Annotated in this window: 22 protein-coding genes; 14 read left to right on the top strand and 8 right to left on the bottom strand. The window is 29.7% G+C overall.

The features are described 5' to 3' along the window. Positions 1–86: 86 nt before the first annotated feature. From ACOSP6_RS06790 to ACOSP6_RS06845, 12 genes are all read left to right on the top strand, one after another. Positions 87–698, top strand: coding sequence for a hypothetical protein (locus ACOSP6_RS06790; RefSeq protein WP_422092393.1), 612 nt, complete (start codon positions 87–89; stop codon positions 696–698). A 172-nt stretch (positions 699–870) separates the two neighbouring features. Then, the gene (locus ACOSP6_RS06795) at positions 871–1,653 is read left to right on the top strand and encodes a helix-turn-helix transcriptional regulator (RefSeq protein WP_422092394.1); all 783 of its coding nucleotides are present in this window, start codon (positions 871–873) and stop codon (positions 1,651–1,653) included. A gap of 97 nt (positions 1,654–1,750) precedes the next feature. Continuing rightward, positions 1,751–2,692, top strand: coding sequence for a type II CAAX prenyl endopeptidase Rce1 family protein (locus ACOSP6_RS06800; protein WP_422092395.1), 942 nt, complete (start codon positions 1,751–1,753; stop codon positions 2,690–2,692). Between the two features lie 173 nt (positions 2,693–2,865). After that, positions 2,866–3,255, top strand: coding sequence for a hypothetical protein (locus ACOSP6_RS06805; protein ID WP_422092396.1), 390 nt, complete (start codon positions 2,866–2,868; stop codon positions 3,253–3,255). Between the two features lie 305 nt (positions 3,256–3,560). Then, the gene (locus ACOSP6_RS06810) at positions 3,561–3,740 is read left to right on the top strand and encodes a hypothetical protein (protein ID WP_422092397.1); all 180 of its coding nucleotides are present in this window, start codon (positions 3,561–3,563) and stop codon (positions 3,738–3,740) included. 195 nt (positions 3,741–3,935) lie between these two features. Further along, positions 3,936–4,601, top strand: coding sequence for a helix-turn-helix domain-containing protein (locus ACOSP6_RS06815; RefSeq protein ID WP_422092398.1), 666 nt, complete (start codon positions 3,936–3,938; stop codon positions 4,599–4,601). A gap of 113 nt (positions 4,602–4,714) precedes the next feature. Further along, positions 4,715–5,611: a hypothetical protein gene (locus ACOSP6_RS06820; RefSeq protein WP_422092399.1), complete on the top strand. Its 897-nt coding sequence runs from the start codon at positions 4,715–4,717 to the stop codon at positions 5,609–5,611. Positions 5,612–5,883: 272 nt separating this feature from the next. Further along, positions 5,884–6,753, top strand: a complete 870-nt coding sequence (locus ACOSP6_RS06825) for a cation diffusion facilitator family transporter (RefSeq protein ID WP_422092400.1) — start codon at positions 5,884–5,886, stop codon at positions 6,751–6,753. Positions 6,754–6,767: 14 nt separating this feature from the next. Beyond that, complete coding sequence (locus ACOSP6_RS06830) at positions 6,768–7,652, top strand: pirin family protein (RefSeq protein WP_422092401.1); 885 nt, start codon at positions 6,768–6,770, stop codon at positions 7,650–7,652. Beyond that, positions 7,653–8,186: an STM3941 family protein gene (locus tag ACOSP6_RS06835; protein ID WP_422092402.1), complete on the top strand. Its 534-nt coding sequence runs from the start codon at positions 7,653–7,655 to the stop codon at positions 8,184–8,186. 496 nt (positions 8,187–8,682) lie between these two features. Further along, positions 8,683–9,699 (top strand): hypothetical protein, encoded by a 1,017-nt coding sequence (locus ACOSP6_RS06840; RefSeq protein ID WP_422092403.1) that lies wholly within the window; start codon positions 8,683–8,685, stop codon positions 9,697–9,699. Then, entirely contained in the window at positions 9,696–10,415 is a 720-nt protein-coding gene (locus ACOSP6_RS06845; protein ID WP_422092404.1) for a glycosyltransferase family 2 protein, read from the top strand. The genes ACOSP6_RS06840 and ACOSP6_RS06845 overlap by 4 nt, the downstream gene beginning before the upstream one ends. A gap of 43 nt (positions 10,416–10,458) precedes the next feature. Here the strand turns inward: ACOSP6_RS06845 and ACOSP6_RS06850 are convergent, their stop codons facing one another. Next, positions 10,459–10,662: a hypothetical protein gene (locus ACOSP6_RS06850; protein ID WP_422092405.1), complete on the bottom strand. Its 204-nt coding sequence runs from the start codon at positions 10,660–10,662 to the stop codon at positions 10,459–10,461. Between the two features lie 111 nt (positions 10,663–10,773). Here ACOSP6_RS06850 and ACOSP6_RS06855 point away from each other — a divergent pair, with 111 nt between their 5' ends. Then, positions 10,774–11,493, top strand: a complete 720-nt coding sequence (locus tag ACOSP6_RS06855; protein ID WP_422092406.1) for a hypothetical protein — start codon at positions 10,774–10,776, stop codon at positions 11,491–11,493. A gap of 30 nt (positions 11,494–11,523) precedes the next feature. Continuing rightward, complete coding sequence (locus ACOSP6_RS06860) at positions 11,524–12,426, top strand: SH3 domain-containing protein (RefSeq protein ID WP_422092407.1); 903 nt, start codon at positions 11,524–11,526, stop codon at positions 12,424–12,426. A 10-nt stretch (positions 12,427–12,436) separates the two neighbouring features. Here the strand turns inward: ACOSP6_RS06860 and ACOSP6_RS06865 are convergent, their stop codons facing one another. The 7 genes from ACOSP6_RS06865 to ACOSP6_RS06895 form a co-directional block, all read right to left on the bottom strand. Beyond that, complete coding sequence (locus ACOSP6_RS06865; protein ID WP_422092408.1) at positions 12,437–13,279, bottom strand: mechanosensitive ion channel family protein; 843 nt, start codon at positions 13,277–13,279, stop codon at positions 12,437–12,439. Then, positions 13,272–13,607 (bottom strand): DUF2834 domain-containing protein, encoded by a 336-nt coding sequence (locus ACOSP6_RS06870; RefSeq protein WP_422092409.1) that lies wholly within the window; start codon positions 13,605–13,607, stop codon positions 13,272–13,274. Before ACOSP6_RS06870 ends, ACOSP6_RS06865 begins: the two co-directional genes overlap by 8 nt. Then, positions 13,608–16,286, bottom strand: coding sequence for a DNA gyrase/topoisomerase IV subunit A (locus tag ACOSP6_RS06875; RefSeq protein ID WP_422092410.1), 2,679 nt, complete (start codon positions 16,284–16,286; stop codon positions 13,608–13,610). 58 nt (positions 16,287–16,344) lie between these two features. Further along, a complete protein-coding gene (locus ACOSP6_RS06880; RefSeq protein ID WP_422092411.1) occupies positions 16,345–17,742 on the bottom strand; it encodes a glycine-rich domain-containing protein in 1,398 nt (465 codons plus the stop codon). A 23-nt stretch (positions 17,743–17,765) separates the two neighbouring features. After that, the gene (locus ACOSP6_RS06885; protein ID WP_422092412.1) at positions 17,766–19,625 is read right to left on the bottom strand and encodes a DNA topoisomerase IV subunit B; all 1,860 of its coding nucleotides are present in this window, start codon (positions 19,623–19,625) and stop codon (positions 17,766–17,768) included. Between the two features lie 226 nt (positions 19,626–19,851). After that, positions 19,852–20,013 carry a hypothetical protein gene (locus ACOSP6_RS06890; protein WP_422092413.1) on the bottom strand — a complete coding sequence of 54 codons (162 nt, stop codon included), beginning with the start codon at positions 20,011–20,013 and terminating at the stop codon, positions 19,852–19,854. 464 nt (positions 20,014–20,477) lie between these two features. Further along, positions 20,478–21,617: T9SS type A sorting domain-containing protein (locus tag ACOSP6_RS06895; protein WP_422095710.1), on the bottom strand; the 1,140-nt coding region annotated here is incomplete at its 5' end.

The following is a 21,617-nucleotide window of genomic DNA, read 5'->3' on the forward strand; positions in this document are numbered from 1 at the left end:
AAACAACGGAAAATGACTCGCGTCCTTTTCCCGCAAAAAATCATACACAAATACGTTGGCTTTAATGCCCAAAACTTAATCTATAATTGAAAAAAGCATTCACTTTTGTTCTAATTTCTTTACTACTTTCTTGTGGAAAGAAGCATAAAATGGACTCTGAATCTTTCGATTGGCAACCTTATGAAGTCGGAGATAAACTAGTTTTTGAATCTAACAATAACGAAGTCGACACAATTTTTGTTAAAGAAATTAAGAGTTACACCAATCCAGGTGACCATTTAGCTATTTTACCTGATTATCACACCACCTACTTCATTACTGGAGAAATAAGCCTAATAAATCCTTTTACAAGTTCAATCGGAAATAAAGTGACTAGAGATTATGTTGATATCTTACAATTAAGTTCTGGGAAAGAAACTGACTATCTGACTCTGAACTTAAAAAAAAGAAGAGATACTTTATCATATTCAGAAATTACATTTAAAATATCTGAATTGAAATCGAAATTTAAAAATAAATCAAAATACAAATCAATCGAAATAGACGCGGAATCATATAATGACATGCCATTTGCGTATGATTTAAAAACAGTTTTTTGGAGTAAAGAATTTGGATATACAAAATATGAATTCAAAAATGGGAATTCGTGGGAATTAATTGAATTCATAAGAAATGATAAAAATATATTAAAGAATTAAAGCACTAAAAGCCAACAACTTGTATAATTAATTTCGGCTGTCCCGAAGCTTCGGGATCTCACCGGAAATTCAATCTTATTAATTATCTTTCCGCATCAAGGGAAAATGACTCGCGTCCTTTTCCCGCAACAAAACATATACAAATACGTTGGCCACAAACTTAAAAACTAAATTGAAATTAAAATCTAATACCTTTTTAGGCAGAACAAACAGTAAATTTGATTTAGATTTATGTACGATCTCTATCGTCAATTATAACGAACCTGTTTCAGAAGAATGGCATTCACATGAAGATATACATTTGTCACTAATTCTTCAAGGAGGGAACCTAGAATCAAGAAAAATTAAAGACACACAAGTTTCTCCTGGGAAAATTATGGTTTATGATCAAGGAGAAATTCATAGAAATAGATTTACATCCTTTCCTTCCAAAAACCTTAATTTGGAATTAAAGAGTGATTTCTTCTCAAAAAATAACCTGAATTTTCATGATCTAACTATTACTGAAAATAGAAGTGTTGAGACATATTTAGACTTAATTCAAATCTATAATGAATTTCAGATTAATGATTCTCACTCCAGTGATTCTATCCAGCTTTCGATGAAATCATTATTTACAAGTAATAAAACTTCCGCTTATAAACCCTTATGGGTTAATCGACTTAAAGAGATTATTGAAGATCGTTGGAATGAATTTATTACGCTAAATGAATTAGCACATATATTAAATGTTCATCCAGTAACAATTTCCAAATATTTTAAAAAATACTATAAAGGTACATTGGGTGATTATATGAGAAAAGTAAAAGTTAATAAAGCATTGTATTTTTTATTTAACACCAATATGTCTATAACAGAAATTGCTCTAACTTGTGGGTTCTCAGATCATAGTCATATGATTAGAGTATTTAAATTATATATTGGCTTTAACCCAAAGAAAATAAGGAAATTTTGATTTTTAAAAACGTGGCTAATTTCATTCTATTTTAAAAAACACAACGGACGTAAATTGCGATTAAAAATATTATTAATCTTTTAAAAGCAATTTAAGTATGCATAAAATTATTTATAACTCTAAAAATAAAATTCGTCCTATATGGAGATTATTATTATTTTTAGTAATCACCTTTATCATTAATATTCCTTTACAGTTAGCTTTACAAGAATTTTTAGATTCAAGTCTTTTACGAGGAGTCATATCTGCTTCAATTTATCTAATATCAGTTGTATTCAGTTTATTTGTACAAATTAAATATTTAGAAAAATCATCATTTAAAAAATATGGCTTAAGCATTAATCGAATATGGATAAAGGAATTTTTTATTGGTATCTTAATTTCATTAATACAGCTATCTTTATTCTTCTTGTTAATGTATTTTTCTGGTAATTTAAAGATTGTAGATTACTTCACTGTATATTCATCGAACTATTCTTTTAATTACTCTTTTTTAGCGGGGCTTTTATCTGAAATATTTGGTTTAATAGTAGGAACCTCTGTTGAAGAAATATTTTTTAGAGCTTTTCTATTTTACATTGCTTATGAAGCACTACGAGTACTTAAAAAAGAGCCTAAGAAAAGAGCCTTAATTATTCTTATTTTAATTGCTCCTTTATTTGGAATTGCTCATATTTTTAATGAAGGTGCTACTATTATATCCACTATTAATTTAGGTGTGGACGCGATAATTATATGCTTACCTTTTTTAATAACGGGAAGATTGGGTATGTCTATTGGAATGCACTTTTCTTGGAACCTATTTCTTGGTGCTCTTTTTGGATTTCCTATTAGTGGAAATATTGCTAAAGTTTCTGTAATTAGTATTAATACACCTAATAACATATTTACTGGAGGAGTTTTTGGACCAGAGGGTAGCGTGTTGTATATTCTTTTAGTAATTATTGCTCTCCTATTCATACTATATTGGAAGAAACGTGAACATTACGATAGTTTTATAAACCCTTGTATTCTAGAAAATGATGTAAGTTCACATTAAGTTATAAATCCATTAAAGTCAATGACCAATACCATAGATAATTCATTGCTAGTTCTAGCCTAAATACGAAAGTCCTCACAGACATTCTATCTATGATTTATTTCCTAACTTTAGTACTTAAACTAAGTAATAAAATCATACACAAATATCTTGTGGGTAATTAAATCAACATTATGAAAACTGAAAAAGATATTCTAATAGGAACTTGGGTTGGAGGAGCCGATGATGGAAGCGGTCTGAGAACTATGATTTATAATTATGGTATTACTTTTAATAATGACGGAACAGGTGAGTGTTTTTTATGGAATAAGGAGAATTATAAAATCAATGAATCAGAAGATGAACTAGAATGGAAATTTGTTGGCGATGGCGTAATTTGGATTAAATATGCGAGTGGAGAAAATGATTTTAATAATTGGGAAAATGTGGAAATCGAAATTTCTGACTTTATTGGCGCATATGAAAGTAAACATTACAAACTAGTGGAAAAAGGGAAAGAAAAGCGGAATTGTACAATTATATCTCGGAGAAAAATTATTAATTTCAAATCTGACTTTGACTGAATGGTATTTATATGAAAACAAAGGATAAAAAAACTAACTACAACAAGATGCATAATTACTTAGAATTGTAATGATAAAGAGAATAATTTATAGAATTAGAAATTTAATTTACAAGCAGAAAAACTCTCCGCTCCACAAAGGAAAAAAAGGGAATTTTATATTTATTCACATCAATAAAACTTGAATAAACTCTGTATAATAAGATATGATAGATTAAAACTATAAAGAGCATTACATGAAAATTTAATACTTTTAAATAGAATGCTTCTCTAATTATTTTTTAGCATTTCAATAATCTTTCTAAAATGAAAAACCTAAATAAGTTAATTGCTTTTCTCCTAATTTCAGTTGGGTTATGGACAATTTTTTATAAAGAAAGTGGTTTTTACGGATGGGGTGGATATGTAGATAAATCCTTAGAAAATATTATTATTAGTTCCCTTTGTATTGGAATTGGAATATTTATACTGAAACGAAAAACATGATAACTTAATTTTTGGAATTGGTAATAGTTCTGCATCATTATAGACATCCGCAGAAATTTAATCTAATTATATTTTCTTTTTTTTACATAAAATATGGAATCACTTTTACTACATGACGTAAAGATGACGTTAACTTGACGTAATCAGTAAGTATGTTTCCAATATATATTTGCTGAAACAATAAACAATATTAAAATGGAAACGAAAAATTTAGCGCAAAGATTAAAGGAATTAAGAGCATCACGTGGAATGTCACAAGAATATTTAGCTGAGGAATCAAAGGTGAGTTTAAGAACAATCCAAAGAATTGAAAATAATGAGTCCGTCCCAACAGGAGAAACTATAAAAAGAATAGCAAATGCATTAGATGTTCAATTAACAGAGCTTACAGGTTCTGATTTAGTTGTTGAAACCAATGATTTAAAATCAACAATTATTTATCTCAAAAAACAACTTTCAAAAACCAATGTAAAATCAGAAATTAAAACATTTAAAAACTTCATATCTATTTTACAAAACCTAAAAGAAAAAGACCTAGCATCTGAACAAATTGAACAGATCGAAAATTATATTCAGTATTTAGAACTTGAGAAAATACCATCATTTAACAATGAATTATTTAAAATAAAACTGATTAATTTTAAAAAACACCTTAAGAGTAAGTTACATTTCGTACCTAATAATTTTTACACTAAATGGACCGCAAGTTTTGGACTTTCATTTGCTGTGAGCTTTGTTGTTCAAAATAATATTGATGTAAGTATTAAAATTGGAGTTGTTTTGGTTGCTCTTATGATAATCGTAATTGGAATATTAATGGATAATAAAACAAAAAAACAAGAACGTACATTGAATTTCTAAAAAACAAATATTTCCGAGTTTAATGAGGTGTTTTTCCAGAAACATAGAGAAAAGATTTTATCATTTTTCTTAATTAAAAACACATTGATAGTGAACCTCTAATTATTTAAAAAATGAGAATACTCATTATATCTTTATTGTTAATCATATTTTCCTGTAAAGAATTAAATAAAGAAAACAATGAAACAACAAGAATAACAACATCAGAATTTGATTTAATGAAATCAGAAAAACAAAACGGACTGTTAATTTTGTTTCCTTGTTTTCCTTGTAATGCTAAAAACACATTATCCGAGTTTAAAATTTTAGAAAGCAGCAAAAAGTATGGATTTTCTGTTTTAGCAATGAACTTGAACGAACATTTGTTCTTAAAACAATCAGAAAAAAAACAATTAGCAGAAAGGTTAGAAAAAATAATATTAGAAAATAACATATCAAAAGAAAGAATCTTTATCGGAGGTTTTTCGAGTGGGGGAAATGTGAGTTTATTAATTAGTAATTATCTAGCGGAAATAAAAAGTCAGATACAACCTAAAGGTGTTTTTGTGGTGGACTCCCCTATCGATCTTTTAGGACTTTACAGAACTGCTGAAAAAAACATAACATCACATTTTTCGAAAACTTCAATTCAAGAGGCAACATGGATTAAAAGTTTTCTAGAAAAAGAATTCGGTAATCCTAAAAATGGAATAGACAAATATGAGATGAATTCTCCATTTACTCTAGAAACACAAAATATCAAAAATTTAAAAAACTTAAAATCTTTAAAAATCAGATTTTACACTGAGCCAGACTTAAAATGGTGGAAAGAAAACAGAAAAAATGATTACGAAGACTTAAATGCTTTTTATCTTAAAAAATTATCAGACAAACTAAGTGCAGAATTCGGTAATGATAAAATAGAACTTATAGAAACTAAAAATAGAGGCTATCGTGCGAATGGAGAAAGACATCCGCATTCGTGGTCCATTGTAAATCAAGATGATCTATTGAAATGGATGAGTGAATAACTCTAAAACTAATAAACTGGTATTTGTTTAGTATTATCAGGATTAGAATTAAACCTACAAAATCGAAAATTTTATTCACTTTATTTGCATCGGCTTACCATATTTTAAATTAACAGCTAACTAAAATCCTAGGTTCTAAATCAAAGAACTTAACTTCAGGTTACTTCTCTCCTACTTCTTATACTACATTACATTAACTTGGAATCCGTTCCATATTCTACAAAAGAAAATCAAGAAAAATCGTATATTCATAGACGTCATAAAACTGAAAAATGGATAACGAGCAGACTGCAATTAAAACAACTTATTTCAGTATTATCAGTAATACCTTTTTAGCACTTATTAAAGGACTCGCAGGTTTCTTTGGTAATTCTTACGCCTTAATTGCAGATGCAATAGAATCAACGACTGATATTTTATCTTCTTTTCTTGTTTTGTTAGGTTTAAAATACGCTAAAAAACCAGCTGACGATAATCATCCTTACGGACATGGAAAAATTGAACCATTAATTACGTTTTTAGTGGTTGCTTTTCTAGTTACATCAGCCACCATCATTGCATATGAAAGTATTCAAAATATTCAAACACCCCATAAAGTTCCTGAATCCTGGACTTTATTTATTCTAGGAGCAATTATTTTATGGAAAGAAATATCATACAGAGTAGTTATTAAAAAAAGCAAAGAAACCAATAGTTCTTCATTAAAAGCGGATGCCTGGCATCATCGAAGCGATGCAATTACTTCCGTAATGGCGTTCATAGGAATTTCTATTTCTCTTGTTTTAGGAAATGGATATGAAGCTGCGGATGATTGGGCTGCATTATTTGCTTCTGTATTTATTCTCTACAATAGCTATTTAATATTTAGACCTGCTTTAGGTGAAATTATGGATGAACATCTTTATGATGACTTACTAGAAAACATAAGAGATGAATCCATCAAAGTAGTGGGAATTCTTGACACTGAAAAATGTTTTATTCGAAAAGCAGGCATGAAATATCATGTCGATTTACATGCTATTGTTGATGGAGAAATGTCAGTTAAAAAAGGACATGAAATAGCTCACAAATTGAAAGATCATTTGAAAGAAGTAATTCCTAATTTAGGAAATGTATTAATACATATTGAACCAAATAATTAAAAAGACAAATAACTATGGCTAATAATAAATTACTTGTAAATGAACGTCAAGCCGATCTTGGAAATTTTATGGTTGGAAGATTACTTCCATTTCGTAAAAAAAGACAAGTGGGACCCTTTACATTTATTGATCACATGGGACCTTCTAAGATTGGAAATGGAAGGTATATGGATGTAGATCAGCATCCACACATTGGTTTAAGTACCCTAACCTATTTATTTGAAGGAGAAATTGAACATAGAGACAGCACAGGGAGTGTACAAATCATTTCTCCAGGTGATGTTGGTTTTATGACATCAGGCAAAGGAGTAACTCATACCGAACGAACTCCAAAGGAAAAAAGAACCAATGAAGAATTTTTAATGCATGGATATCAAATATGGGTTGCATTACCTATCGAAAAAGAAGAAATAAATCCTAGATTCGATTATTTTCCAAATTCGGAAATTCCTAAAATTAATTCTGATAATCTCACCATAAAGGTTGTTGCTGGAAACGCATTTGGATTGTCAGCACCTTTACAAGGATACTCTCCTTTGTTTATGGCAGATATTTTTGCCAGTGAAAGAACTACATTAAACCTTAAAGGACAAGTCAAAGGAGAAATAGCTTTTGTTGTTGTAAAAGGAGCGATTATTAATGAAGAGCAAAAAATTGAGTCAGGTCAAATGTTAATTAGTAAAACCGATAATGAATGTGAAATTTGCTTAGATGCCAATTCTCAAATTTTATTATTCGGAGGAGAACCATTTCCAGAAGAACGATTCTTATTATGGAACTTTGTTTCACATAGTAAAGAGCGTCTTCAAAAAGCTAAAGAAGATTGGGAAAATAAAACCTTTCCTAAAGTACCAGGAGATAATACATACATTCCTATACCAACAATAAAAAAGAGCTAAATGAGCGATAAAATTGAAATTGAAATAAGTAAAACTAAAACCATTTTATTATTTATTGGTGCATTACTATTTGTTGTAGCGGGTGCTGTTTTTATACTTATGCCCGAGAGATTTATAAATCCAATCTTTAAAAGTTCAACAATAATCACCATTGTTGGAATTTCATCCGTTATTTTCTTTGGATTATGTGTTATTTTTATTTCAAGGAAATTATTTAAAACTAAAATAGGTCTAATCATTGATGAAAATGGTATAACAGATAACACAAACGCAACTAATGTTGGACTCATAAATTGGGAAGACATTATTCAAATAAGAACCTTAGAAATTGCCTCTACGAAAATTATGATGTTAGACACAAATAAACCTGAAAAATACATTGATCGAGCAAAAAACGGAATCACCAAGCGAATTTTAAAAGCAAATTATAATATGTATGGATCGCCAATATCAATAACTTCAAATTCACTTAATGTAAAATATGACGAACTAGAAAAAATTGTTCATCAGGCATTTGAAAAACATAGATCGTAATTTGATTATATTTTTACTTTTGTATGAAATTAAATGTAATAGACTGTAAAGATAACTTTAATGAGGAATGCTTAAATCCCTAGAAAAAAATAAATTTATTTCAAATAACACCTTTTTTTCCTTTCTCTTGAAGAAAGAGCAAAGAAACGATCTAATGCTATTTCTTGCCTCCTATGTAATAATTTATATTGTTTTAAAACTTACCTATCCATATCCGGCAACAATGGCGGATACAGGTAATTATATTTTGTCTGCCAAAACCGGTACCATAAATGGATTTAGACCAATTGGGTATTCTTGGTTTCTTGATTTTTTTCATTCTATTTCCGTAAAAACAAGCATGGTTTTTATTGGACAATTTATAATCAACTCCTTTGCTACTATCTTATTTCTTATTTCAATAAGTTTTTTTTTTCATTTTAATAGAATCACTTTTTATATCTTATCATCACTCCTTATTTTTTCTCCAAGTGTTCTTTTTTGCACAAATTATATAATGAGTGATACAATATTTAATTCATTAACACTCTTATATCTAACAACCTCATTATGGATTCTTAAAAAACCTACAACGCTTCTCGTAATTTTACATTTTGTTGTATTTTATTTTACAATTAATGTTAGATATACTGCTCTGTTCTACCCTATTTTATCATTCAGCATTTTAATTATCCATGTCAAAAGGAGTAAAAGATTTCTATTTCTCTCATCAGTTCCTATATTAATTAGTTTACTTATTTATACAATTGATAAAAATGAAATTTATGAAACCTACGAAGTGGATGAATTTTCTGGATTTAGTGGTTGGGCGACTCTAAATAATGCTGTGTCAATTATACCTTATATTGATTTAAAACCAGAAAATATTGATGATAAAGACAATAAATTCATTCATACCGTAATCACCTCTTATCCTGACTCTATTTACTCTCACAAGCACATTAATGCAACAGATTTTATGTGGAAAAATGATTTTCCTGGTAAACAGATGTTGTATTATACAATGAAAACTGAAGGATATAGCTATACAAAAGCATGGGTTTATATGGGTAAAAAGTTCAAAAAACACTCGTCTTTTTTAATAAAGAACTATCCTCTTGAATATTTTAAATATTATTTGTTTCCTAATTTCAAACAACTTTTTTATGCTTATAAAATACCTCACGTAAAAAAATTTAAACCCAATAAATTCATACGAGACTATTTTAATCTCCATATACAGAACTATGATTATGAGTATTCATTTCTGCATAAAATAAACCCAATTAGAAAAATATTTACAACTTTTCTATGGATCATTTTCTTTGGCTCAATTATTACCATATTCCGAAAAAAAGACCATTACTTGGAGGAACAAAAAAATCTTGTTTATTTTCTTTTAATGTTTCTTTTGTTTTATGCTGGATTTAGTATTATTGCGCATCCCATTAATAATTTTAGATATTTAATACCTATTTATTGTGTTCAATTACTAATACCGTCTATTGTTTTAAATAAAGTATTATCAAAATGAGCTTCACCAAATTATCAATAGTTATCCCGACTTATAACGAAGAAGCTACAATACTTCTACTACTCGAAAAAATTAAAAGAGTTCATCTAAGTAATACTATTGAAAAAGAGATTATCATTATAAACGACTTTTCTTCAGATAATACGCATCAATTAATAATTGATTTTATAAACGAGAATGATGAATTGGATATACAATACATAAAACTTGAAAATAATAAAGGAAAAGGAGCTGCAGTTAGAGAAGGAATTAAACAAGCTACTGGAGATTATTTAATAATTCAGGATGCAGATTTAGAGTATGATCCAAATGAATATAATAATTTATTGAACCCTGTTTTATTGGGAAAAGCAGATGTTGTGTACGGATCTCGTTTTATTGGCGGAAGTCCACATAAAGCACTTTCTTTTTGGCAAACTCTCGCTAATAAATTTATAACCTTTGTATCTAATATTTTTAGTAATGTGAATTTGACAGATGTGGAAACTTGCTACAAGTTATTCAATACTCAAATGATTCAAAGCCTTACATTAAAAGAGAATAAATTCGGTTTTGATCCAGAGGTGACAGCAAAAATTTCAAGAATTCCGAATATCAGAATCTATGAGGTAGGAATTTCATACTACGGAAGAACTTATGCCGAGGGTAAAAAAATTGGTTGGAAAGATGGGTTTAGAGCCATTTATTGTATTCTTAGATATAATCTTCTTAGATAAGAAAAAACTTAAAAAAAAGCGACTATAAAAGTCGCTTTCTAATTTACTTGATTTGCTCGTAGCACTGTCCACTTCCTGAACAAGAACCCGCGCATGTTCTTAAACAATTGAAATAATTAGGGTTATTAAATGGTTCACAGTCATTACCGTTCGTAGAATGACAATCATTACCTGAACCATTAACAAGTTTTTGTTCTGTTCTTTTTAGTTCATGAACACCTTCTAATTTTAAAATTGATTTTAACATAATGGAAGTTTTTAGATTAATTTAAACATTAATATAACAAAATAATTGTCTAAATATTGTGAGGATTCTGTGAGAGTTTTGTTTATTAGATAAATAATTAATAATAACATTATGGATGATATAAGTAATATTATTAAAAACGCTCAAGATGAGTTATTTCCTGAATTAGAATCTAGAATTAGCGCTCAGTTAAATAAAAAAGATAAGGATTGGCTTATTGATCAAATAATTTACTTGACTTGTGAAAGACACAGTTTACATGAACAAAAAGAAAAACTTAAAATATTAAAAAATCGAATTGCTAGGATAACTAAAAAAGGTTTTACCGATCACAGAATTAATGCTTTTATTGATGCTTATAAAAATACTAGTAGAAGCGAATTACTTGAAACAGGTTTCCTTATAAATCCACCGCACTTAGGATTACATAAAATTGAAACTTTTCAAAGATCACAAAAAGGTGAAATGTTACTGGAAGAAGCTTGTGATATTCTTTATGCTGTGTTATATGGAGATACTGCTATGAATATTAGAATACCACGTTCAAGAGAGGAAATTTTAACTATCATAATTCCTGAAAGTAAATCTGATATCTTTAACTTTTTAAAAGCTGTAACCGAAACGAAAATAACTGGAACTTGGAACGATCCTGAAGATATTTCTAATGATGACCATACGAATAATATTGAGTTACAAATTGAATTTAGTGATACTAAAGATGGAATACTTGGAACAGCTGCTTTTGTTGCGTTGCAACTTATTAATTTACTAGAAATAAATGAACAAATTCTTTATGCTAGATTAGAAAATATTGAGCGAAGTTCATTATAACCAATAAATAAGAAATAACAATTTTTAGTTATGAATATTAAATTTATCACATTTTTCGTTTGTTTGTTCATAGTTTCCTACTGTAATTCACAATCTAATATTGGAATTATTAATGATCCAGATGGGTATGTAAATATTCGATTGGAAAAGAGTAATAAAAGTGAAATCATTGGCGTACTTAAAACGAACGAGTATTTTTCATATTTCCCAAATAAAGAATCAAATTGGTGGGTAATAGAAAACGAAAAAGGAATGATTGGTTATGTTCATAAAAGTAGAATCAAGTTTTCTCAGAAAGGATATCTTCATAATGGTAAACTTGTTGGTGAATCGGTATTATTATCCATAAATGAACATAAATTTAGAGACTTTTTAGTTGAAATTATTCAATTTAAACCAGTTGACACGTTCTATTCTTTCGATTGTAAAGCGAAAGTTAGAGTATTAAAAAACAAAAAGGTATTTAAAGAATTGAAATTTCAGGAGATTGATGCTTTGGGTGATAATCATGGTATTGTAGCTCCGACAAAACAACCTTCTAACTCACTTTTTGTTTTGTCAAAGTTTGGAGATTATAATGGACAGATTATTATAATTAATTTAGAAGGAAAAATAACTACTTTTAATGGAGGTTCTTACTTCTTGACTAATAACAATAGATATTTAATCTCAGATTGGCATTCTGATACAAGTGGATTGTCTATTTATGATTTAAAAAACGAAAAATTAGTTTTTGAAGAGGAACTAGAAGAACACTTAGGGAATTGGTACGTAAAAAAAGATATATACTACGTTTCAATATGGAATGATAATGAAGAAGTTAATAAAGCATATCAAATCGATTTTGATAACTACAAACTAATCGAAAGTAACATGAAAAAAGAAGAGGGACAAAAAGTCGAGTTATTTAATACAGAATGCAGCTGTAATTAATAATGAAGTTTTATAATAAACCTTCTATACGTTCAATTTTACTTATCGGAATAGGTAAATCAACACCCTCTTTAATAAAACGCTTATGAACTGCTTCTTTTAAGGCACATTTACCTCTAAATTCTTGAAAAGGTTCGTTCATCCATACGTAAGCACGCATATGGATATAACTCTCATGTATGTCAATAACCCTCACATCAATTACAGAAGTGTCATCCTCCATAACCATAGGAAGTTTTATAGCCTCTTCCTGTATAATAGAACGAGCCAAATCAATATCAGCTCTTAATCCTAATTTAAAATTATTAAAACTTAATACATTAGAGTCTTCAATAGTGTGATTTAAAACGGAATCTGTACTAATTACAGAATTTGGAATAATTAATCTCTTATTCTCAAAATTATTAATCACTGTATGACGAAGTGTAATGTCCTCCACTATTCCAACTCTGGTATCATCTAACTTGATATAATCACCAACTCGAAAAGGTTTAAATATTACAATAAACGCTCCAGCTATTAAATTAGATAACGCAGCTTGAGCCGCAAAACCAATAATTGCTGCTATTATTCCTGCCCCAGAAAAAATCAAAGTTGCTTTACTTCTTAATGTTGGTACCGTTAAAACAATAAAAACGAGTGCCACTAATCCTAAGAAAAACTTAACTGAATTTCTAAAAAACTGAATACTCGTTCGTCCATAGCGATCAGTTTTTTTCGAATCAATGATAAGCTCTATAATATATCGAATAATCCTAGAAATTAACCAAGCCACAAAAATCACAGTCGATATGTAAGCTAAAATTCCTAGAGGATTTTTTAAATCAAATTGATATGGAAAAATATTATTCAATATGCGCTCTTTTTTCTAAAGTATTCGTTCGAATATATAAATATAAAGGAAATGTAAATGCAATTGCTATAACAAAGGTGAGCGGAATCAAAACCCACCAGTATCTAATCTTCAATTTAATCGCATCTGGAATATAAAAAGCGAAAAAAGTTAGCACCACTACTAACAAATCAGCACTTAAAGATTTTCCAGCAAAATTAGATTTCGCATCAGCAAAAAAATTAGCAAAAGAAGGATTATCGGCATATTGGAAATACTGAATATTATAGTACCAAGTATAACAAATACCGAGAATCGCTAATCCTAAATATAAATGCTTTAATTTCATTTAAAATAACGCCGTTTGATTTTCATCGTCGCCGCCTTCTTTCTTCTTCTTTATAGCTGCCTGTAAAGCCTTGTTCGCTTTATTTTCCTTGAATTTATCTATTTCATCTGAAGAATCCATTGTTTCCTCTTCGTTTACCTCAATATCTTCCACCTTTTCCTCTGGCTCCTCAAAAGGTAAAGGATCTAGTAAATTCACAGTTCTAATTTTAGCTTGAGTCAATTGATTTCCAATTGCCTTAATCCCTTTTACAGAAATAAATTCTTCGAAATTCACTTCCATTTTCGGCAAACTTCTTTTAGAAAAACTAATTTCCGCAATCGGACGATAATCTGTAGCTACAATCTGTAATTGTGATTTTTCATGGTCAGTGATAAACACTTCTTCCTTATCTGGACTTTCTAACAAGAAACGTTTAACAAAATAACGTTCTTTATGTCCGTCGTAATAAATTGCAGAAATAGGTTTATTTGGTTTCCACTTTTCTAAAACAATCATATCGTTATCGAAGTGCATTGCTAAATCAGGAGTAACGGCTTTAATTTTACCCGATTGGTTGATAATTAAAATTTTATCTTCCGCTCTAAATTCCCCGAGTAACTCACCTCTTTCATCAACATTTAAGCGCTGAACCGTATCATCAAACCAAATTTTTCGAGGTTTTAATGTAGAAACACCAGCCTCTTTAAACTCAACTTTTTTAATACTATGTTTGGTTACTAAATTTCCACGAACTCCTCTACCCTTGATAGCTAAATCAGCAAAATCTAAATCCCATTTAAGCTTTTTTATACTACCAACAGCTCTTAATAATACCGTAACAACTTCGGCTTCACCATTTGGGTTTGCTGAAAAATATAAAACTTTGGATCCTTTACTTCCGTTGGTTAAGTCGTACTCTTTATCACGAGTAACAGAAGTTACGTTGAAACGTTTCATATAACTAGGACCGCGAGTTCCATCCTTATAAATTAAGTTATAAACTGTACGTTTATCTTTCTTTTTGAAAACAGCTACATGAATAATTCCCTTACCAACAAAGGTTTTGGAATCAACTTTTGTTACGACCATCGAACCATCTTCTTTAAATACTATGATATCATCAATATCTGCGCAATCAGATACAAATTCGTCTTTTCGCAATGAAGTTCCAATAAAACCTTCTTCTCTATTTACATATAATTTAGAATTACGCATTACTACTTTAGTAGCAACAATGTCATCAAAGATTCTAATTTCAGTTTTACGCTCTTTTCCTTTTCCGTATTTTGCTTTTAAGTCTTTGAAATAATCAACTGCAAATTCAATTAAATTATCTAAATGGTGCTTTACATCTGCGATTTTCTCTTCTAAACTTTCAATAAACTGTTTTGCTTTATCGATATCGAATTTTGAAATCTTTTTAATTCTAATTTCAGTTAATCGAACAATATCTTCTTCTGTTACAGCTCTTTTTAAATGTTTTGTATGAGGTTTTAATCCTAAATCTATTGCTTCAATAACACCTTCCCAAGTTTCTTGTTCCTCAATATCACGATAGATTCTATTTTCAATAAAAATGCGTTCTAAAGAAGAAAAATGCCATTGTTCTTCTAATTCATTTAATTGAATTTCAAGTTCTCTTTTAAGTAATTCAACCGTAAAATCGGTTGATTTTTTAAGAACTTCTGAAACTCCGATAAAAATTGGTTTATTATCTTCAATAATACAAGATAACGGAGATATAGAGCTTTCACAACTAGTAAAAGCATACAAAGCATCAATGGTTTTATCTGGAGAAATATTTGGTGGTAAATGCACTAAAATTTCAACATTTGCTGCAGTATTATCCTCTATTTTCTTAATCTTAATTTTACCCTTATCATTTGCTTTAAGAATACTATCAATTAAAGAAGAAGTTGTTGTACCAAAAGGAACTTCAGTGATTACCAAAGTCTTTTTATCTAACTGAGAAATTTTAGCTCTCACACGAACCTTCCCTCCTCTTTTTCCATCATTATAATTTGAAACATCTGCAATTCCACCAGTTAAAAAATCAGGAACCAATGTAAAACTTCTTCCTTTTAAATACTTGATAGAAGCATCAATTAACTCATTAAAATTATGTGGTAAAATTTTGGTAGATAAACCAACCGCAATACCTTCTGCTCCTTGTGCTAATAACAATGGAAACTTAACTGGAAGATTAACAGGTTCATTTTTTCTACCATCATAAGATAATTGCCATTCGGTAGTTTTTGCATTAAAAACAACATCTAAGGCAAATTTAGATAAACGTGCTTCGATATAACGTGAGGCTGCAGCTCTATCTCCTGTTAAGATATTACCCCAGTTTCCTTGCATATCAATCAGTAATTCCTTCTGTCCCATTTGTACCATGGCATCGGCAATTGACGCATCACCATGTGGGTGATATTGCATTGTATGACCAACGATATTCGCTACTTTATTATAACGACCATCATCTAAGTCTTTCATAGAATGCATGATTCTACGCTGCACAGGTTTAAAACCGTCTTCAATTGAAGGTACCGCACGCTCTAAAATTACGTAAGAAGCATAATCTAAGAACCAATCCTTGTACATACCGGTAACTTTCGTTATCGATTCTGAATTTTCAGATTGATTTTCGTTTGTTATACCTTCTTCGTGTTCGTAATTATTATTTTCTTCACTCATGTATTATAAACGTTTAAGCGTTTTGAGTTTGTTATTATAATTTACCAGTGTAATATACTTAATCTCCTCCACATCCGCCACAAGAACTACAACTACTACAGGAACTACAAGAGCTACATGAGCTGCAACTGCTACAAGAAGAACAAGATGAATTGAACCAAGAAGATTTATTCTTTTGCGGTCCATATCCACTTGAAACTACTAAAGCCGTTAGCGCTCCTGCAAAAATGATATGTTCATTTGATAACAGGCCATCTAAATATTGATCTGTATCAACATGCGTATCTATTGTAGATAAAAATTTTCTTTTAAATAATGTTTTATATCTGTCGGTTAAATAAACATAGAATAATACCAAAGATAATACTATGAAAACCATAAGAATTAAAACAGGTTTATTTCTGATAGTTCCTAAAATAAATCGTGAAAAAAGAAAAGAATAAAGTAAAAATAAAATAAATGAAACCACTATTCTATGTTCTACAATAGCCCTTGAGTTAAATATTTTATTTTCTATTAAATTAGCAGTATCTAACAACCTTGTTATTAGAGGTTTATTACTAACTTCATTTATAACAACTCTTAAATCATTTTCTGGATGTTCCTTAACAGCATTCAAAATAGAATTTTCAATTACATCCTCTGTTTGATTTACATTTTTAACTATTTTTAGTTTTGTACTATTTCCTTCTGTTTCAATTAAATGGTTTTCAAACAAGTTGTTTATCTTGTATAGAGTCAACTGATCTGTGTTTTTAGTTGCGATAACAATTGATTCTTCTGGACGTAACTTTCGAACATAATCATTGTCGTAAACTAATGAACTATAGGCTGTATTAAAGCCATCTCTTATAAAATATTCAATTAATAAGATACTAACAATTAGTGCCGCTATTGAGATTTGAATAAAGTCTGGATTCCCTATTTTCAACAAAATTGGTTTCCATAAAAAAAATGTAGGAACTAATAATAATAAGCCTCCTAAAATTAACTGACTGTTTGATAAGTTCCATTTATTACTAGCTTGGTTTAATTTTATAGATTCTTCAAAAGATTTAACACTCCAAATTATAGAATTCTGTTTATCAAAGTATTTTTCATACTTCTCTTTTGTAAAATCTACTGCATTTTTTAAAACCTCTCTTTCTCCAAGTTTACCTGTAGATGGTATATGATTAATAGTTTTACCTAGCAAATCACAAAACTTTTTATAAGAATGAGAAAATGTAAGGTGCTGGTGCCAAACGATATCAATAATATGAGATGGAGAAACCATCTGACTAGAAATGGCTGCTAAGAACATAAACTTCTTATATTCTAAAATTGCATCTTCAGTGAACTGAATGGTCCATTTGTTTTCATGTGCTAGTTTTATTGAAAAGCCATAATCTTCATCAAATGTTTCAAATTTGTATGCCTCTACTTGCTCCCAAAGTAGTATTTCTTCCTTATTCATCAATCACAATTACATTTTTACAACTACTCTTCTGTAGTAACTAAATCTTGCTCTACTTTTAAGTTTTCAATAATAAATTTTTGACGATCTGGTGTATTTTTCCCCATGTAGAATTGTAACATCTGGTCAATTGACATTTCTTTATCTAACATTACAGGATCTAATCGCATATCTTCTCCAATAAAATGAACAAATTCATTTGGAGAAATTTCACCTAATCCTTTAAATCGAGTTATCTCAGGTTTACCACGTAATTTTTGAATAGCTTCTTGTTTTTCAGTTTCGGAATAACAGTAATATGTTTCTTTCTTATTACGAACTCTGAATAATGGAGTTTCCAAGATATATAAATGTCCTTCTTTAATTACTTCGGGAAAGAATTGTAAAAAGAACGTAATTAATAATAATCGAATGTGCATTCCATCAACATCGGCATCGGTAGCAATTACAATATTATTATAACGTAAGCCCTCTAAACCATCTTCGATATTTAAAGCTGCTTGTAATAGGTTAAATTCCTCATTCTCGTAAACTATTTTCTTTGATAATCCGTATGAGTTTAAAGGCTTTCCTTTTAAACTAAATACGGCCTGGGTATTAACATTTCTTGACTTTGTTATAGAACCAGATGCAGAATCTCCCTCCGTAATAAAGAGCGTTGTATTTAGATAATCTTCTTTTTTTGTGTCACCAAAATGAATTCTACAATCGCGCAACTTCTTGTTATGCAAACTCGCCTTTTTTGCGCGTTCACGAGCTAATTTTCTTATTCCAGAAAGTTCTTTACGCTCTTTTTCTGCCTGTAAAATTTTCTTTTGGAGAACTTCAGCTATTTGAGGATTCTTATGTAAATAATTATCAAGATTTGTCTTAATAAAATCATTAATATAAGTTCTAACAGTTGGTAAACCCCCACCCATTTCTGTTGAACCTAACTTGGTTTTAGTTTGACTTTCAAAGACAGGTTCCATTACTTTAATAGAAATGGCACTTATAATTGATTTTCGAACATCGGATGCATCAAAATTCTTTCCATAGAATTCACGAATTGTTTTCACCACTGCTTCTCTAAATGCTGCCTGATGAGTACCTCCTTGTGTTGTATTTTGTCCGTTTACGAAAGAATGATACTCCTCAGAATATTGAGTTTTACTATGTGTCATAGCAACCTCTATATCATCTCCTTTTAAATGAATAATTGGGTACAACATATCATCTTGATTGTTATTGTCTTCCAATAAATCTTTTAATCCGTTCTCGGAATAGAACTTTTCTCCGTTAAAAACAATTGTTAATCCAGGGTTTAAGTACACATAATTCTTTAATAAACGAATAATGTATTCTGGACGATATTTATAGTTTTTGAAGATGGCATCATCAGCAATAAAAGTAACTTTTGTTCCTTTTCTTCTTGTTGTTTCTTCTAAAAGTTCTTGATTGGTTAGATTTCCCTTTTCAAACTCAGCAGAGGCAGATTTACCATCACGAGTACTTTCTACTCTAAAATAGGTTGATAATGCATTTACCGCCTTTGTTCCAACTCCATTTAGACCAACAGATTTCTTAAACGCACGAGAGTCGTATTTTCCACCTGTATTCATTTTTGAAACAACATCAACTACTTTTCCTAAAGGAATACCACGACCATAATCTCTTACGATTACCTTATTACCTTGAATAGAAACTTCAATAGTTTTACCAGTACCCATAACAAACTCATCGATGGAGTTATCCAGTACCTCTTTTACTAATATATAAATACCATCATCGGGAGAAGAACCATCTCCTAATTTACCGATATACATTCCAGGTCGCATACGGATATGTTCCTTCCAGTCGAGTGATCGTATATTATCTTCGGTATATTGTGTCTCTTGCGCCATAAATGTTAGTAAATAATTGAAGTGTTTGCTAAAATAAGATTTACCAACAAAAAATAAAATACTCTGTTAATATAGTTATTAACAGAGTAATTATTCGTTTTCAATACTTGAATGTTTTTATAATTGACTAAAACGTATTATTAGTTTCTCAACTTTCAAAAACTTCATTTTAAAATGAAAACCAAGTTTTATAAAGACACTCAGTAAGAGAATTTTTGATACGATTTTACAAATCACTGTAATCGCTAGAGACAGCATCATCAATCTCAGGATCAGTGATATCTTTATCTCTAAGCTCGGGGTCTGTAATATTAATACCTACAACACTTGAACTTGAGTTAATGTTTGTACTTGTAGTTCGGTCTGCAACTGTGCCTCCAACTGTCATTTTTAATTGGAACTGGTTTAATTGTTTTTCATTAAATATAGCTAATTTGCTTGAAAATAGATTTTTCATGATTTTCTAATTCTTTTTTAATTTTTCCTACTCTTTTAAAGGTTTTTCGGCTTCACCTGAATAAATACTCAGTTACTTTTCTGGAATATTATAAATTTTTGCATTTATATCAATGTTTCAAACATACGAGTAAGACAGAAAACTTAGATATAAAAGGTTTTAATAAGTGATATCTCCAAATGAAATAGTGATTAATATAAGAGTTTAGTTATGAACATTGTTAAAATTGGGATAAAATAAAAACATCAAAAATCTATATAATACTTTCTTCAATTTAACCTAAACAATCTTAGACGTTATAAAATTTAGTAAAAGTGTTTAATCCTTGAGGGACTAAAAAAACTCCGTCAATAATTTCTATTGACGGAGTTTTTAAACTTAATTTCTCTGATATTTTAATGGATAATAATTTTCTTTACGATTCTCTCTCCTTTTGACTCGAGTACTACAAAGTAAAGTCCTGTTGTAAGGTTCAAATTATAATCAATCTTATATTCACTATGGTTTTCCATTTTCTTATAATCGATCATATCGTTTCCTACAAGTGTAAATATTTTTACACTAATTGGACTTTCCTCTTTCAATGTAACTTCTAAAGCGAAAACTCCAGAAGAAGGATTTGGATAAATTACTAAATCTTGAATCATTGGGGAAGTATCAACTGAACTATCTCCACCATTTGAAGGATCATCAAAGTCTCTCTCTAAAACAAGTACTTTCTTAGTTAAAAATGCTTCACAATCACCTTTTTTAGTATATAATGTGATTTCATATTCTCCTTCTTCAGCAAACGAAAGTTCTGCAAAATCATCATTTACTTCTTTAATTGTAGCCTCAGTAGGTAACATCCAGTCCACTTCATCAGGCACCGGATTACTCACATTTACAACTACAAAAACTTCATCAGTAAATACTTGTGAAGACATTAAGAAATTCGCTGAAATTTCCTCTGTAGATCTCTTAATTTCTATTTCATCTTGAACCTCACAACCATCACTATTTATTGCAATAACTTTGTACACGCCTTCATCAGTTACTTCAATTACAGCATCCGAACTTGTAAATCCGTTCGAAGAACTCCAAGAATAACTAACTCCGTTTTCTATTCTACCATCAATTATATAAGCTTGTCCTTGACACAATGTAACATCATCTCCCAAGTTTAGTTCAATTTGAGCTGGATTCTCAATGACAAATGCTTTAGACGTCGAACAACCTTTACTATCTGTAATAATTACTTCGTGATTTCCTGCAGCTAATCCTTCGGATAATTGGGCATTATTACCATTTGTCCATTCGTATTGATATGGTGGAGTTCCGCCAACTACACTAACTGAAATGCTACCATCATTACCTTCGAAACAAGTAGGATTTATAATGACCTCGCTCTCTATTACTAATTCTTCTGGTGCTGTAAGAGAGATAGTTTGCTTTGTTTTACAACCATTGGCATCAACTACAGTGACCTCGTATGTTCCTGCAACAACATCAGTTAAATCTGCAGTATTTGCTCCTGTATTCCATAAATAAACATA

Source organism: Tenacibaculum sp. MEBiC06402 (assembly GCF_049239625.1).
Classification (GTDB): domain Bacteria; phylum Bacteroidota; class Bacteroidia; order Flavobacteriales; family Flavobacteriaceae; genus Polaribacter.

Excerpts from the sequence above, each read along its gene's own strand:
- ACOSP6_RS06800 (WP_422092395.1), top strand. The coding sequence starts at position 1,751 with ATGCATAAAATTATTTATAACTCTAAAAATAAAATTCGTCCTATATGG.
- ACOSP6_RS06805 (WP_422092396.1), top strand. The coding sequence starts at position 2,866 with ATGAAAACTGAAAAAGATATTCTAATAGGAACTTGGGTTGGAGGAGCC.
- ACOSP6_RS06810 (WP_422092397.1), top strand. The coding sequence starts at position 3,561 with ATGAAAAACCTAAATAAGTTAATTGCTTTTCTCCTAATTTCAGTTGGG.
- ACOSP6_RS06815 (WP_422092398.1), top strand. The coding sequence starts at position 3,936 with ATGGAAACGAAAAATTTAGCGCAAAGATTAAAGGAATTAAGAGCATCA.
- ACOSP6_RS06820 (WP_422092399.1), top strand. The coding sequence starts at position 4,715 with ATGAGAATACTCATTATATCTTTATTGTTAATCATATTTTCCTGTAAA.
- ACOSP6_RS06825 (WP_422092400.1), top strand. The coding sequence starts at position 5,884 with ATGGATAACGAGCAGACTGCAATTAAAACAACTTATTTCAGTATTATC.
- ACOSP6_RS06830 (WP_422092401.1), top strand. The coding sequence starts at position 6,768 with ATGGCTAATAATAAATTACTTGTAAATGAACGTCAAGCCGATCTTGGA.
- ACOSP6_RS06835 (WP_422092402.1), top strand. The coding sequence starts at position 7,653 with ATGAGCGATAAAATTGAAATTGAAATAAGTAAAACTAAAACCATTTTA.
- ACOSP6_RS06840 (WP_422092403.1), top strand. The coding sequence starts at position 8,683 with ATGAGTGATACAATATTTAATTCATTAACACTCTTATATCTAACAACC.
- ACOSP6_RS06845 (WP_422092404.1), top strand. The coding sequence starts at position 9,696 with ATGAGCTTCACCAAATTATCAATAGTTATCCCGACTTATAACGAAGAA.
- ACOSP6_RS06850 (WP_422092405.1), bottom strand. The coding sequence starts at position 10,662 with ATGTTAAAATCAATTTTAAAATTAGAAGGTGTTCATGAACTAAAAAGA.
- ACOSP6_RS06855 (WP_422092406.1), top strand. The coding sequence starts at position 10,774 with ATGGATGATATAAGTAATATTATTAAAAACGCTCAAGATGAGTTATTT.
- ACOSP6_RS06860 (WP_422092407.1), top strand. The coding sequence starts at position 11,524 with ATGAATATTAAATTTATCACATTTTTCGTTTGTTTGTTCATAGTTTCC.
- ACOSP6_RS06870 (WP_422092409.1), bottom strand. The coding sequence starts at position 13,607 with ATGAAATTAAAGCATTTATATTTAGGATTAGCGATTCTCGGTATTTGT.
- ACOSP6_RS06875 (WP_422092410.1), bottom strand. The coding sequence starts at position 16,286 with ATGAGTGAAGAAAATAATAATTACGAACACGAAGAAGGTATAACAAAC.
- ACOSP6_RS06880 (WP_422092411.1), bottom strand. The coding sequence starts at position 17,742 with ATGAATAAGGAAGAAATACTACTTTGGGAGCAAGTAGAGGCATACAAA.
- ACOSP6_RS06885 (WP_422092412.1), bottom strand. The coding sequence starts at position 19,625 with ATGGCGCAAGAGACACAATATACCGAAGATAATATACGATCACTCGAC.
- ACOSP6_RS06890 (WP_422092413.1), bottom strand. The coding sequence starts at position 20,013 with ATGACAGTTGGAGGCACAGTTGCAGACCGAACTACAAGTACAAACATT.